Annotated in this window: 14 protein-coding genes and 1 tRNA gene; 11 read left to right on the forward strand and 4 right to left on the reverse strand. The window is 69.9% G+C overall.

The genetic code is table 11. The features are described from left to right. Positions 1-151: 151 nt before the first annotated feature. The 3 genes from ACESL7_RS06380 to ACESL7_RS06390 form a co-directional block, all read right to left on the reverse strand. On the reverse strand, positions 152-493 hold the full coding sequence (locus ACESL7_RS06380) for a type II toxin-antitoxin system RelE/ParE family toxin (protein WP_372892482.1): 342 nt from the start codon (positions 491-493) through the stop codon (positions 152-154). Further along, positions 493-1248 (reverse strand): type II toxin-antitoxin system ParD family antitoxin, encoded by a 756-nt coding sequence (locus ACESL7_RS06385; RefSeq protein ID WP_372892483.1) that lies wholly within the window; start codon positions 1246-1248, stop codon positions 493-495. Before ACESL7_RS06385 ends, ACESL7_RS06380 begins: the two co-directional genes overlap by 1 nt. 125 nt (positions 1249-1373) lie before the next feature. After that, a complete protein-coding gene (locus ACESL7_RS06390; protein ID WP_372892484.1) occupies positions 1374-2282 on the reverse strand; it encodes a LysR family transcriptional regulator in 909 nt (302 codons plus the stop codon). A 155-nt stretch (positions 2283-2437) separates the two neighbouring features. Between ACESL7_RS06390 and ACESL7_RS06395 the strand changes: the two genes are divergently transcribed. The 10 genes from ACESL7_RS06395 to ACESL7_RS06440 all read left to right on the forward strand — a co-directional run bounded on the left by ACESL7_RS06395 (position 2438) and on the right by ACESL7_RS06440 (position 12252). Beyond that, positions 2438-3559 carry a BMP family ABC transporter substrate-binding protein gene (locus ACESL7_RS06395; RefSeq protein WP_372892485.1) on the forward strand — a complete coding sequence of 374 codons (1122 nt, stop codon included), beginning with the start codon at positions 2438-2440 and terminating at the stop codon, positions 3557-3559. 19 nt (positions 3560-3578) lie between these two features. After that, the gene (locus ACESL7_RS06400; protein ID WP_372892486.1) at positions 3579-4697 is read left to right on the forward strand and encodes an ABC transporter permease; all 1119 of its coding nucleotides are present in this window, start codon (positions 3579-3581) and stop codon (positions 4695-4697) included. After that, positions 4697-5620: an ABC transporter permease gene (locus ACESL7_RS06405; RefSeq protein ID WP_372892487.1), complete on the forward strand. Its 924-nt coding sequence runs from the start codon at positions 4697-4699 to the stop codon at positions 5618-5620. Before ACESL7_RS06400 ends, ACESL7_RS06405 begins: the two co-directional genes overlap by 1 nt. Positions 5621-5630: 10 nt before the next feature. Next, a complete protein-coding gene (locus ACESL7_RS06410) occupies positions 5631-6647 on the forward strand; it encodes a formamidase (RefSeq protein WP_372892488.1) in 1017 nt (338 codons plus the stop codon). Next, positions 6644-7336 carry a biuret amidohydrolase gene (gene biuH, locus ACESL7_RS06415; protein ID WP_372892489.1) on the forward strand — a complete coding sequence of 231 codons (693 nt, stop codon included), beginning with the start codon at positions 6644-6646 and terminating at the stop codon, positions 7334-7336. The genes ACESL7_RS06410 and biuH overlap by 4 nt, the downstream gene beginning before the upstream one ends. Further along, the gene (locus tag ACESL7_RS06420) at positions 7333-8862 is read left to right on the forward strand and encodes an ABC transporter ATP-binding protein (protein WP_372892490.1); all 1530 of its coding nucleotides are present in this window, start codon (positions 7333-7335) and stop codon (positions 8860-8862) included. The genes biuH and ACESL7_RS06420 overlap by 4 nt, the downstream gene beginning before the upstream one ends. Further along, positions 8859-9545: a cysteine hydrolase family protein gene (locus ACESL7_RS06425; RefSeq protein ID WP_372892491.1), complete on the forward strand. Its 687-nt coding sequence runs from the start codon at positions 8859-8861 to the stop codon at positions 9543-9545. Before ACESL7_RS06420 ends, ACESL7_RS06425 begins: the two co-directional genes overlap by 4 nt. Further along, positions 9538-9900 (forward strand): cupin domain-containing protein, encoded by a 363-nt coding sequence (locus tag ACESL7_RS06430; protein ID WP_372892492.1) that lies wholly within the window; start codon positions 9538-9540, stop codon positions 9898-9900. The genes ACESL7_RS06425 and ACESL7_RS06430 overlap by 8 nt, the downstream gene beginning before the upstream one ends. Next, entirely contained in the window at positions 9897-11693 is a 1797-nt protein-coding gene (atzF, locus tag ACESL7_RS06435) for an allophanate hydrolase (protein ID WP_372892493.1), read from the forward strand. The genes ACESL7_RS06430 and atzF overlap by 4 nt, the downstream gene beginning before the upstream one ends. Before the next feature lie 220 nt (positions 11694-11913). Next, positions 11914-12252 (forward strand): tyrosine-type recombinase/integrase, encoded by a 339-nt coding sequence (locus ACESL7_RS06440; RefSeq protein ID WP_372892494.1) that lies wholly within the window; start codon positions 11914-11916, stop codon positions 12250-12252. Positions 12253-12264: 12 nt separating this feature from the next. On the opposite strand, the gene ACESL7_RS06445 is transcribed toward ACESL7_RS06440, so the two are convergent. Continuing rightward, positions 12265-12339, reverse strand: a tRNA-Glu gene (locus ACESL7_RS06445). A 99-nt stretch (positions 12340-12438) separates the two neighbouring features. Between ACESL7_RS06445 and ACESL7_RS06450 the strand changes: the two genes are divergently transcribed. Beyond that, positions 12439-12921 (forward strand): hypothetical protein (locus tag ACESL7_RS06450; protein WP_372892495.1); only part of this gene is annotated, 483 nt, incomplete at its 3' end.

Consider the following 12921-nt stretch of genomic DNA (forward strand, 5'->3'; position numbering starts at 1 on the left):
TGATCCCCAGCGGCGTCTCGATCGTCGCCGACCAAGTGGCCTGCTGGAAGGTCACGGCGCGCATTGCCGAAAGGCGCGCATTCGGCGCGGCGCGGATGGTTTCGCGTGGTGTGGGCATGCCGGGTCCGGCTGGTCCGGACCGAACCGGGCATCAGTGGCCCGTCTTGACTTTCGGCGGCGGACTCGCCAGCCGTCGCGGCAGATCGGACCGGCTGTGCAGGACATCGACAACGATCACCGGGTCGGCGTCCTCGACGGAAACGACGAAATGCTGATCGGCGCGTGTGAACCGCAGATCTTCGGGCAGATCCGGATCGATGAGCCGACGGCAATCCTGTGACAGGGCGGTGCCCTCCGCGATCGCGAAACAGGTCGCGACCAGGTCCTCTTCATAGGCGGAGGCCTGTCGCAGTCCGAAGGTCTCGACCGTCCAGCGCGCACTGTCGATGGGTGACGCTTCCGCGCCGCGCGTGAGCCGCCAGGGTTTCGGCATCAGGACCTGTCGCGCGCGGCGTCGAAGGCGCGGCGGATGGCGTCCTGGCCGCTTCCATCGGCCAGTCGGCCGCTCCGAGCCTCTTCAAGCCCGCGCGTCAGGCGCCGGCGCAGGTCTCCAAGCTCGGCCTCTTCGCGTTCGAGCAGGCGCAGTCCCGCCCGCAAGGCCTCGGGCGCGTGCTGATACCGGCCCGACGCGACCAGCCGGTCGATCAGGCCGGGATCGGCGTCGGACAGGGTCAGTCGTCTGCCTGCGGCCTCGGCGGTTTCTGCGGCGATGGCGAGCCCGAGGCCCGTGCCCGTCTCGTCGGCGTGGCCATGTCGGGCGACCAGCGCCGCGCGACGCTCGGGCGGAATGCCCGGACCGTCGTCCGTGACGCTCAGCAGGACCCGTCGCTGCTGCGCGCTTGCGGACAGGGATACGCGGGATCGGGCGTGGCGCGCGGCATTCTCGGCGAGCGCGCCAAGCGCCTCTGACAGGTCGGGCGGGTCCAGCGCAACAAGCGTGCCGGTCGGGATGTCCACTCGCCAGTCGCGGCGCGCGCCATCGGGGGTGCGCCGCAGCACCGCGACCAGCTTCTCCGCGACGTCGCCCGCGTCGGCGCTGGCCACGCCGGCGCGGGTGGCGGTGTGGGTGCGGGCCAGCTCGCGATCCACCGTGCGACGCATGATGCGGGCGGTGACCTCGCCCGCCTCGGGCTGGCTGTCGACGCCGGCCTTCCAATGGCGGGCGGGGTCCAGGTCCGTCACCGACATGGCGACCGCACCGCCGGCCGATCCGCCGCCCAAGCGTGCAGGGTCGGATGCTCCCGCGACTTCAGGGCATCAGGCTCCGTCCGGCCCTGCCGTCCCGAGTGCCCGAAGGTCATGAGGCCAGCGCGTCACGCATAGAGCTCTTCGAGGCCGCGTTCGATGTCCGCGGCGAACTTGGCGGCGGCGACGGGCAGTGTCCGGCCGCGCAACTGGCACAGGTAAAGCGTGCCCTCCGGAATGTCGCGGGTGTCCACGGGGCGCGAAACGATGTCGTCACGGTCCCCGGACATCGGCAGCCCCACGGGGATCTGGAAGGAGACGAGGTGCTCGTGCGCCGGATAATGGCGCAGGAACTCGAAGGTATCGGCCTCGAGCGCGACGGACAGCTCCACGGATGACCTGACGAGCGCCATGTCCAGCAAATGCCGTACCCCGTATTGCTGGGCGGGCAGCCCGACGGGGAACGCGGCGCAGTCGCGCAAGCGGACCGTCGCGCGCTCCGCCAGCGGGTGATCGGCCGCCATGACGGCATGGATCTGCTGACGCACCGCGATCAGCACCTGGATCTCCCGCATGCGGACCGGCTCGAAGACGAGCGCGATATCGGAGGAGAGATCGACGAGCGCCTGCTCGGCCGCCTGACGGTCGCGTACCGCCACGCCGAAGGTCACGGCCGGATGCGCCCGGCGATAGGCCGAGATGCACTCGGGCAGGAAGTAGGGCAGGAGGGCCTGCGAGCAGGCAATGGCCACATGCCCCCGCCGCTCGCCGGCGAGATCCGAGAGCTGGCTCTTGAGCTTCTCGAAGTCCGACATCTGGGCCCGGATGTGGGCGATCAGGAGCTCCCCGGCCGTATTGAGGCGCACCCCGCGAGGCAGCCTTTCGAAAATCGGCACGCCGAGCTCCTCCTCGAGCGCCAGAACGCGCCTGTTGAGCGCCGTGGAGGTGATCGACAGCCGGTCGGCCGCCTTCCGGATCGAGCCGGCCCGCGCGATCACGTCGACGTAGGCCAGCGGCATCAGATGGCGGTTGGTCATGTCGGCCCCGGCCCGGTGGTGCATTTCGTGCATCGGTCTGCTGCAAACTTAGCAGACGACAGCAGCACACAATCTGACACAGGGTGCAACCACGAACGACAGGACCGCGCCGCCCTCCGGCAGGCCGCCCGACAGACCAACAGGGAGACACCCTCATGACCCAGACCCCGCTTTCCCGCCGCGCGGTTCTCAAGGGCGGCGCCGCCCTCGCAGGGGCCGCCGCGCTCGGGCCGTTGCCGCGCCGTGCGGCGGCCTCCGGCAACCTGACCGTGGGTTTCATCTACGTCGGCGCGCGTGACGATTTCGGCTACAATCAGGCCCATGCCGAGGGCGCCGCCGCCGTCAAGGAGCTCGAGGGCGTCACGGTGGTCGAAGAGGAGAACGTCGCCGAGACCACCGACGCGCAGAAATCGATGGAATCGATGATCAATTTCGACGGGGCGACGCTGCTCTTCCCGACGTCCTTCGGCTACTTCGATCCGCATATCCTCGAGGTCGCGCCGAACTATCCCGAGCTGCGCTTCCAGCATTGCGGCGGCCTCTGGGAAGAGGGCGTGCATCCCGAAAACGTCGGCTCCTACTTCGGCTACATCGGCACGGGGCAATACCTGAACGGAATCACCGCCGGTCATGCCACGCAGACGAAGAAGATCGGCTTCGTCGCAGCGAAGCCGATCCCGCAGGTTCTGCTGAACATCAACGCCTATCTGCTCGGCGCCCGCGCTGTGGACCCGGAGATCACCTGCCAGGTGATCTTCACCGGCGAGTGGTCGCTCGCCGTCAAGGAGGCCGAGGCGACCAACGCGCTGGCCGACGCCGGGTGCGACGTCGTCACCTGCCATGTGGACGGCCCGAAAGTGGTGATGGAGACGGCCGCCCAGCGGGGCATGTTCCTCAACGGCTATCACGCCGATCAGACGGCGCTCGCGCCGGAGCAGTATCTGACCGGCGCCGAGTGGAACTGGGCGGAGGTCTACACCGGCATGGTGCGCGCGACCATGGCCGGCGAACCGATCCCGAACTTCGTCCGCGGCGGCCTCGCCGAGGGCTTCGTCAAGATGTCCCCGCTCGGGTCCGCGGTGTCGGACGCCGCGCGCAACCAGTTCGAGGCGACGAAGGCCGAGATCCTCAAGGGCGGTTTCGCCGTCATCAGGGGGCCGCTCAAGGACAACAAGGGCAACGTGATCGCCGCCGAGGGCGAGGCCTTCGCGGAGACCGACGTGGCGCTCGAGCGAATGGACTACCTCGTCGAAGGCGTCGTCGGCTCGACCTCCTGATCCGGGCGAGGGGGACGTCATGGCCATCACCGACCGCGACACGGGGGCGCGCCTGCGCCTGTCGCTCGCGCCGGACGGCTGGCTCGCCGCGCTGGCCCGCCGGTCGGAGGCGGTGGTCATCCCCCTCGGCGCGCTTCTGGCCGGGCTCGCCGTTTTCGGGCTGTTCCTGCTGACGCAGGGCAAGTCGCCGGCGGATTTCTACGGACTGGTCTACAAGGCGGGCTTCGGCACGTGGTTCTCATGGCAGAACACGCTGTCGCGGGCTGCGCCCCTTCTGCTGGCCGCCCTCTGCGTCGCGCTGCCGGCGCGGCTCGGCCTGATCGTGATCGGGGGCGAGGGCGCCATCGTGATCGGCGGCGTGACGGCGGGGGCTGTCGCGGGGATCCTCGCGGGGATGCCCGGCCTCCTCGGCCTCCTGCTGCTGGCGCTGGCGGGCGGCCTCGCCGGGGCGGTCTGGATCGGCGCGGTGGGGGCGCTGCGCCACTGGCGCGGCGTGAACGAGACGATCGCCAGCCTGCTCATGGCTTACATAGCGATCGCCCTCATGAATCATCTGGTGGAAGGGCCGCTGCGTGACCCTGCGTCGCTCAACAAGCCGTCGACGCCGCCTCTCGCCGATCATTTGCGGATCGGGGACATGCCCGGGATGGACGTGCACTGGGGCTTCGCGGCGGGCGTCGTGGCCTGTGTGCTGGCCTGGGTACTCATCGAGCGGACGACATGGGGCTTCGCCGCGCGCATCGCGGGCGGCAACGTCCGGGCCGCGCAGGTCCAGGGGCTGCCGGTGGGCCGGTTGATCGTGGCCTTCACCGCGCTCGGCGGAGCCTTCGCCGGCCTCGCCGGGATGATCGAGGTCTCGGCCGTGCACGGAGCGGCCAACGGCTCGATCGTCGCCGGGTTCGGATACACCGGCATCCTCGTGGCGTTCCTGGCGCGCCACAACCCGCTGGCGATCATACCCGTGGCGATCCTTCTGGCCGGTTTCGAGGCGTCGTCGGGCCTCGTGCAGCGCCGGATGGACCTGCCCGATGCCACGGTGCTCGTGCTGCAGGGGTTCGTCTTCGTCGCGATCCTCGTGTCGGAGACGCTCTACGGGCGGTTCAGGGTCTTCGCACCGGAAAGATGGAGCGCCACCTGATGGACAGCGATCTCGGCCTCTGGGCGATCCCGCTCGCGATTCTCGGCGGCGCCATCCGCGTCTCGACGCCTTTCCTCTTCGTGTCGCTCGGAGAGGTTCTCACGGAGCGCTCGGGGCGGATCAACCTCGGTCTCGAGGGCACGCTCGTGTTCGGCGCGATGTCGGGCTACGCGGTGGCCTTCATGACCGGCTCCGCCTGGGCCGGCGTGCTGGCCGCCGCTGCGGCAGGGTCGGTCTTCGGCCTCGTCCATGGCGTGCTCTGCTCGCTGCCGCGGGTCAACGACATCGCGATCGGCATCGCGCTGATGCTGCTGGGTATGGGGCTCGCGTTCTACTTCGGCAAACCATTCATCCAGCCTGTCGCGCCCGATCTTCCGGCGATCCCGCTCGGCTGGTGGGCGGAGCGCCCGCAAGTCCAGTCGGCCCTGCGGGTGAACGTCCTTTTCCTGGTGGGGCTCGTCGCGGCGGTGGCGCTCTGGTGGATGCTGCGATCCACCCGCGTCGGACTGCTGATCCGCGTCGTGGGCGACTCCACCGACGCCGCGCGCGCCATGGGTCTGCGCCCGGCCGTGATCCGCACGCTCGCCACGGCGGCGGGCGGCGCCTTCGCGGGCGTCGGCGGGGCCTACCTGTCGCTGTTCTACCCGGGCAGCTGGAACGAGGGCATCTCGTCGGGACAGGGGCTCATGGCCGTGGCGCTGGTCATCTTCGCGCGCTGGAACCCGATCGCCTGCTTCTGGGCCGCGATCCTCTTCGGCGGCGCAGGCGCGCTCGGACCGGCCCTTCAGTCGGTGGGTGTCACCGAAGGGTACTACCTCTTCTATGCTGCGCCTTACGTCCTCACGCTCGCCGTGCTGATCGCCACCTCCTCGCCGAACCGGGCGATGACCGGGGCGCCGGCCGAGCTGTCCATCACGAAATAGGGAGACGAAGATGAACGGATTGGGTGGTCTCAACAAGAGCCCGAACGGCGTGGTCGTCGGCGTGGTGCAGCTCGCGTTGCCGGTGGTGGAGACAGAGGCGCATCTCGCCGCGCAGACCGAGAAGATCGTGGAGATGGTGGGCAAGGCGCGGCGCAACATGCCGACGATGGATCTCGTCGTGTTCCCCGAATACGCGCTGCACGGCCTCTCGATGGACACGACCCCCGAGATCATGTGCAGCATGGACGGCCCCGAAGTGGCCGCCTTCAAGCAGGCCTGCATCGACAACGACATCTGGGGCTGCTTCTCGATCATGGAAGCGAACCCGGGCGGCTATCCCTACAACACCGGGATCGTGATCGATCCGGCGGGCGAGGTGCAGCTCTACTACCGCAAGCTGCACCCCTGGGTGCCCGTGGAGCCGTGGGAGCCCGGCGACCTCGGCATCCCGGTGATCGACGGGCCGAAGGGCGCGAAGCTCGCGCTCATCATCTGCCACGACGGGATGTTCCCCGAAATGGCGCGCGAGTGCGCCTACAAGGGCGCCGAGATCATGCTGCGCACGGCGGGCTACACCGCGCCGATCCGCGACAGCTGGCGCTTCACCAACCAGAGCAACGCCTTCTGCAATCTCATGGTGACGGCGAATGTCTGCATGGCCGGTTCGGACGGGACCTTCGACTCGATGGGCGAGGGCATGATCGTCGATTTCGACGGCACGGTTCTGGCCCACGGCACGTCGGGCCGCGCCGACGAGATCATCACGGCGGAGGTGCGCCCGGATCTGGTCCGCGAGGCCCGCGCCAACTGGGGCGTGGAGAACAACATCTACCAGCTCGGCCACCGCGGCTTCGTCGCGGTCGAGGGCGGCGCGCAGGACTGCCCCTACACCTACATGCACGATCTCGCCGCCGGCCGCTATCGCCTGCCCTGGGAGAACGAGGTGCAGGTGACCGACGGCACCTCCTGCGGCTTCCCGGAGCCGACGCGGCGCTACGGAGAGACGGCGTCGGAGGCGGCGGAATGAAGGACGCGGTGCAGCACACTGTCGCGGCCGACCCCTACGCCTGGCCTTGGAACGGCGATCTGCGCCCCGAGAACACGGGGCTGATCGTCATCGACATGCAGACCGATTTTTGCGGCAAGGGCGGCTACGTCGACGCGATGGGCTACGACCTGTCGCTCACCCGCGCGCCGATCGAACCGATCAGGGCGGTGCTCGCCGCGATGCGCGCGAAGGGCTACCACATCTTGCACACCCGCGAGGGGCACCGGCCGGACCTCGCGGACCTTCCCGCCAACAAGCGGTGGCGCTCGCAGCGGATCGGGGCGGGGATCGGCGATCCGGGCCCCTGCGGCAGGATCCTCGTGCGCGGCGAGCCGGGGTGGGAGATCATCCCCGACCTCGCCCCGCTGCCCGGCGAGACCGTCATCGACAAGCCCGGCAAGGGCAGCTTCTGCGCGACCGATCTCGAGCTGATCCTCCGGACGCGCGGCATCGACAACCTCGTGCTCTGCGGGATCACGACGGATGTCTGCGTCTCCACCACCATGCGCGAGGCGAACGACCGGGGCTTCGAATGCCTCGTGCTGGCCGATTGCTGCGGCGCGACCGACAGGGGCAATCACGAGGCTGCGCTGAAGATGGTGACGATGCAGGGCGGCGTGTTCGGCGCGGTGGCCGAGAGCGGCGCCCTGATCGCAGCGCTTCCATGAGTGCGCCCACCCATACGCCCCAGGGCGCGCTGGGCGTCGAGACGCTGGGCATGACCATGCGGTTCGGCGCCTTCACGGCGCTCGACGACGTGTCGATCCGCGTCGCGCCCGGGACGTTCCACGCGCTTCTCGGCGAGAACGGGGCAGGCAAGTCGACGCTCGTGAAGTGCATGATGGGCTTCTACCACGCCACGTCCGGTCAGATGCTGGTGGATGGGCGCGAGGCGCGCATCGCCGATCCGCGGGACGCGCATGCACTCGGCCTCGGGATGGTCTACCAGCATTTCACGCTGGTTCCCTCGCTGACGGCGGCCGAGAACCTCGTCATCGCGCGCGAGGACGCGCCCCGCGTGATCGACTGGCGCCCGGAACTGGCCGCGCTCGAGCGGTTCATGGCCGCCATGCCCTTCGCCGTGCCGCTCGATCAGCCGGTGCGGGCGCTCTCGGCGGGCGAAAAGCAGAAGCTGGAGATCCTGAAACAGCTCTATCTCGGCCGGCGGTTTCTGATCCTCGACGAGCCGACCTCGGTGCTCACGCCCGACGAGGCCGACGAGGTGCTGGGCCACGTGAAGGCGCTCTGCGCGGCGGGCGCCATCACCGTGCTCATGATCACCCACAAGTTCCGCGAGGTGACGGCCTATGCCGACGACGTCTCGGTGCTGCGCCGCGGTCGTCTGGTGGGCGGGGGCCGGGTGGCCGACCTGACCCATGAGGACATGGCGTGCATGATGATGGGCGACGCCGAGCTGGCCCGGCCCGCCCCGCGCGCCGGCGCGCCGGGGGCGCCGGTGCTCGAGGTGGACGGCGTGCGTGCGCGCGACCGCTCCGGCCTGAAGGACATCGCAATCGACGCGCTCACCGTCCGGGCGGGCGAGATCGTCGGCGTCGCCGGCATTTCCGGCAACGGCCAGATGGAGCTGATGGAGGTGCTGACCGGCCAGCGCCCCGCGCTTTCGGGCGAGATCCGCGTCAAGGGCGCCCCCTACGGCGCCACGCGCGAAGAGGCGCGCAGCCGGGCCGTGCGCTACCTGCCTGAGGAACCGCTGCGCACCGCCTGCGCGCCGCGCATGTCGGTGACGGAGAACATCGCCTTCCGCAGCTTCGACCTGAACGGATCCGGCACGCGCTTCTGGCTGTCCGGGCGCGAGATGCGCCGTCGCGCGGCCGAGCTGGTGGCCGAATTCAAGGTCAAGGCCGCCTCGCTCGACGCGCCCATGGCGGCGCTTTCTGGCGGCAACGTCCAGCGCGCGGTGCTGGCCCGCGAGCTGACGGGCGACGTCGACCTGCTGGTGATCTCGAACCCCTGCTTCGGGCTCGATTTCACCGCCGTCGCGGAGATCCGCGCGCGGATCATGGCCGCGCGCAACGCCGGCGCCGCGGTGCTGCTGATGTCGGAAGACCTCGACGAGATCATGGAGCTCGCAGACCGGGTTCTGGTCATGTCCGAGGGCCGCATCGCCTGTGACAGGCCGGCGGCCGAGGCCGACCGCGCCGAGATCGGGCGCCACATGGGAGGTCACGCATGAGGGAGATCGCGGGCGCGCGGCCCTTCCCGTTCCGCTTCGATCCGGCCGCCACGGCGCTGATCGTCATCGACATGCAGCGCGATTTCATCGAGGAGGGTGGCTTCGGCGCCGCGCTCGGCAACGACGTGCGCCCGCTCCGGGCCATCGTTCCGGACGTCGCGCGCCTGCTCTCGGTCGCCCGCGCGGCCGGTCTGCCGGTCATCCACACCCGGGAATGCCACCGCCCCGACCTGTCGGACTGCCCGCCGGCCAAGCGCGACCGCGGCGCGCCCGCGCTCCGGATCGGAGACGCGGGCCCGATGGGACGGGTGCTCATCGCCGGAGAACCCGGTGCCGAAATCCTGCCGGAGCTCGCCCCGCGCCCGGGCGAGATCGTGATCGACAAGCCGGGCAAGGGGGCCTTCCACGCCACGGACCTGTCCGCGCATCTCGCCCGGCTCGGCACGCGCAGCCTGATCCTTGCCGGTGTCACCACCGAGGTCTGCGTGCAGACCACCATGCGCGAGGCGAACGACCGCGGGTTCGAGTGTCTCCTCGCCGAGGACGCGACCGAAAGCTACTTCCCCGCCTTCAAGGCAACGACGCTCGACATGGTCCGCGCGCAGGGTGCGATCGTCGGCTGGACGGCGACCGTGTCCGAGATCGCGCAGGCCTGCACGGCGCCGGAGGCGGCGCATGGATAGCGCTGTTGCCTGCCCCAGCCATTTTTCGGGGCTTCTCGATGGCGGCTGGCAGGGGATGGACTTCCGGCCGTTCCGCCCCGGCATCGACATCTGCCGCCTGCGCGAGGCCGACCCGGGCGTCGCGCTCCTGCGCTACGCGCCCGGCGCGGCCGTGCCGCGGCACGAACACACGGGGCTCGAGACGATCCTCGTGCTCGACGGCGTGCAGAGCGACGAGCGGGGCGATTACACTGCCGGAACGCTGATCCTGAACCCGGAGGGCAGCACGCATTCCGTCTGGTCCGAGAGTGGATGCGTGGTGCTCATTCAATGGGAGCGCCCGGTGCGGTTTCTGGACGAGGAGACGACTACGTGAGCACACTCGAGGACCTGCCTTTCGACATCGCGTCGCTGCACGCGGCCTACGCGGAGGGCGTCTCGCCCAATGCGGTGATCGACGCATCTCTCGCGCGGCTGGCCGCCGCGGAGGATCCGGGCATCTTCCTGCACCTGCGCGATCCGGGCGATCTGGCCGCCGAGGCGGCCGCGCTGCCGCCCTTCGATCCGGCGACCTTCCCGCTCTGGGGGCTGCCCTTCGCGGTCAAGGACAATATCGACGTGGCCGGCTGTCCGACGACCGCCGCCTGTCCGGCCTTCGCCTACGACGCGGCCGCGGACGCCACCGTGATCGCGCGGCTCCGGGCGGCGGGGGCAATCCCTCTCGGCAAGACCAACCTCGACCAGTTCGCCACCGGCCTCGTCGGCGTGCGCACACCCCATCCCGCGCCGCGGAACGCCGTGGACCCGGCGCTGGTGCCCGGCGGGTCGTCCTCGGGCTCGGCGGTCTCGGTCGCGCGCGGGATCGTCTCCTTCGCGCTCGGGACCGATACCGCCGGCTCGGGCCGGGTGCCCGCGGCGCTGAACGATATCGTCGGCCTCAAGCCCAGCCTCGGCGCGATCTCCGCCTCCGGGGTCGTGCCGGCCTGCCGCACGCTCGACACGGTGTCGATCTTCGCAGCCACGGTCGAGGACGCATGGACGGCATACCGCGCCGCGGCCGCCTTCGACGCCGAGGATCCCTACAGCCGTGCATTTCCCGTGCGGCCTCTGGCTCCGGCACCGCCGTCGCTCCGCGTCGGCGTGCCCGACGCCGCGACCCTGGAGTTTTTCGGCGACACCGCCCGGGCGCGGGCGTTCGAGGCGGATACCGAGCGGCTCGCCGGCCTGGGCGCCGAGATCGTGGAACTGGACTTCACCCCGTTCTTCGAAGTCGCGGGGATGCTTTACGAGGGCGCTTGGGTGGCCGAGCGCATGACGGTGATCGAGGACCTTCTACGCCGCGACGCGGAGGCGGTGCACCCGGTCACGCGGCGGATCGTGGGCGCGGCCGACCGTCTTTCGGCCGCGGACGCCTTCCGGGGGATATATCGTCTCGAGGCGCTCAAGCGTCAGGCCGCGCCGTCGCTCGACACGGTCGATCTGCTGGCGGTGCCGACGATCCCGACCGCGTATTCGCTCGCCGATCTCGAGGCGGATCCCGTGGGGCCGAACACGCGCCTCGGGACCTATACCAACTTCGTCAACCTGATGGATCTCTGCGGCATCGCCGTGCCCACGGGATTGCAGGACGACGGACGCCCCGGAAGCCTGACCCTTCTCGCGCCGGCCGGTCAGGACGGGCTGGCCGCGGCCGTGGCGCGGCAGGTCGAGCGGCGTGCCGCAGAGACCACCGCCACGCAGGTCGCTGCGCGCCGCACCGAGGCCCGGCCCGCCCCGATGCCCGACGAGATCGCGCTCGCGGTCGTCGGCGCGCATCTCTCCGGCATGCCGCTGAACCATGAGCTCACGTCGCGCGGCGCGCGTTTCCTGAGCGTCGAACGCACCGCCCCCTGCTACCGGCTCTTCGCCTTGCCCGGCGGTCCACCCACGCGACCGGGGCTGCTGCGCGGCGAAAAGGGTGGGGCCGTCGACCTGGAAATCTGGGCGCTCCCGGCGCGCGCATTCGGAGACTTGATGGCGAGCGTGCCCGCGCCGCTCTGCATCGGGACGGTGGAGCTCGAACATGGGGAGCACGTACAGGGTTTCCTCGTCGAAGCCTCCGCAACGGTCGATGCCGAGGACATCACGCACTTCGGAGGCTGGCGCGCTTATGCCAGCGCCGTCGCATAACCCCACGGGACGAGGCGTGACCGATCCATGACCGGCGCAGCACGGGGCGGCCGTAACTCGCCCTGCGCTCGAAACGATCCGGCCCGCGGGCATCAGACCGTGATACGGTTTTCGGAGATGACCATGGGTGCAGGCGTGTGGCCGGTGCCAGTGGCTTACTTGCTGGAGGGTAGGTGATCCACTCTGGCCTGCGGCTGTCGTCCACCTTCCCCGCGACCTGATGGTCCTGATCCATCACGGGAAGGGGCTGCCCTACAAGCCCGAGATGCTGGGCAACTGGTTCAAGGATCAGTGCAAGGCGGCGGGCCTTCCGCATTGCAGCCTTCACGGCATCCGCAAGGGGCAGGCGACACGCATCGTCAATAAGGGCGGTTCGCCCGACGAAGTCATGGCGTATCTCGCCCACAAGACCAATGCGGAGGGCATCACCTACACGAAGAAAGCAGATCGCGGGCGTCTGGCTGATAGCGGTCTGTCCCGTCTGACGGACGCTCCGGTTGTCCAACCTATCGGCAAGGTCGGACCTTCAACCCCGAAAAACGGAGGCAATTCAACATGATACAGGATAAGGTGGCAGCCCGTAGGGGAATCGAACCCCTCTTTCCAGGTTGAAAACCTGGCGTCCTAACCGATAGACGAACGGGCCGTACCGTGAGGCGCCTGATAGGAAAACCGGCGCGCTTCTGCAAGAGGAAATTTCGCGCGCCGGGGCGGATGCTCCGCCGGGGCATCAGCTGGTCTCGGCGTGGTCCTCGAGGTGGATGTCGACGCGGCTGCGGCCCTGACAATGCCTGAGGTCGAGCCGGCCGGCGACGTGGACGCGCGCGCTGCCGTGCGCCTCTGGGCGGAAGCCGAGAGGACCGTCGCCGGCACCGGAGGCAATCGCCCCGATCCGTCCGCCCTCCCCGTCGTCGAGGTCGAGCCTGCGGTGAGACCTGCCCACCCGCCGGGCATGGCGGACGTCGAGCGAGCCGAACGCGACGCGGGCGCGGGGCAGGGCGCCATAGCGGCCTGCCGCCTTCAGCGCCTAGACGGGCTCGGGCCGCGCACCGCCCGGCGCCTGCGCCTATGCGAGGGCAGCGTTTCGCATCCGGGCTTCGATCGCGCGGTGCTCTCGGTTGCGCGCGTCGAGCCGCTCGGCGATGGCGCGGGCCTCCTCCGGGTCTGGCGTCGCGAGGAGGCGCGCGCGTATCGAGATCCTGTACACGGGCCACCCGGCGCAGGGCGG

Source organism: Rhodosalinus sp. (assembly GCF_041685465.1).
Lineage (GTDB): Bacteria > Pseudomonadota > Alphaproteobacteria > Rhodobacterales > Rhodobacteraceae > Rhodosalinus.

Excerpts from the sequence above, each read along its gene's own strand:
- ACESL7_RS06430 (WP_372892492.1), top strand. The coding sequence starts at position 9,538 with ATGGATAGCGCTGTTGCCTGCCCCAGCCATTTTTCGGGGCTTCTCGAT.
- ACESL7_RS06420 (WP_372892490.1), top strand. The coding sequence starts at position 7,333 with ATGAGTGCGCCCACCCATACGCCCCAGGGCGCGCTGGGCGTCGAGACG.
- ACESL7_RS06440 (WP_372892494.1), top strand. The coding sequence starts at position 11,914 with ATGGTCCTGATCCATCACGGGAAGGGGCTGCCCTACAAGCCCGAGATG.
- ACESL7_RS06400 (WP_372892486.1), top strand. The coding sequence starts at position 3,579 with ATGGCCATCACCGACCGCGACACGGGGGCGCGCCTGCGCCTGTCGCTC.
- biuH (WP_372892489.1), top strand. The coding sequence starts at position 6,644 with ATGAAGGACGCGGTGCAGCACACTGTCGCGGCCGACCCCTACGCCTGG.
- ACESL7_RS06425 (WP_372892491.1), top strand. The coding sequence starts at position 8,859 with ATGAGGGAGATCGCGGGCGCGCGGCCCTTCCCGTTCCGCTTCGATCCG.
- ACESL7_RS06385 (WP_372892483.1), bottom strand. The coding sequence starts at position 1,248 with ATGTCGGTGACGGACCTGGACCCCGCCCGCCATTGGAAGGCCGGCGTC.
- ACESL7_RS06395 (WP_372892485.1), top strand. The coding sequence starts at position 2,438 with ATGACCCAGACCCCGCTTTCCCGCCGCGCGGTTCTCAAGGGCGGCGCC.
- ACESL7_RS06380 (WP_372892482.1), bottom strand. The coding sequence starts at position 493 with ATGCCGAAACCCTGGCGGCTCACGCGCGGCGCGGAAGCGTCACCCATC.
- ACESL7_RS06410 (WP_372892488.1), top strand. The coding sequence starts at position 5,631 with ATGAACGGATTGGGTGGTCTCAACAAGAGCCCGAACGGCGTGGTCGTC.
- ACESL7_RS06390 (WP_372892484.1), bottom strand. The coding sequence starts at position 2,282 with ATGACCAACCGCCATCTGATGCCGCTGGCCTACGTCGACGTGATCGCG.
- ACESL7_RS06405 (WP_372892487.1), top strand. The coding sequence starts at position 4,697 with ATGGACAGCGATCTCGGCCTCTGGGCGATCCCGCTCGCGATTCTCGGC.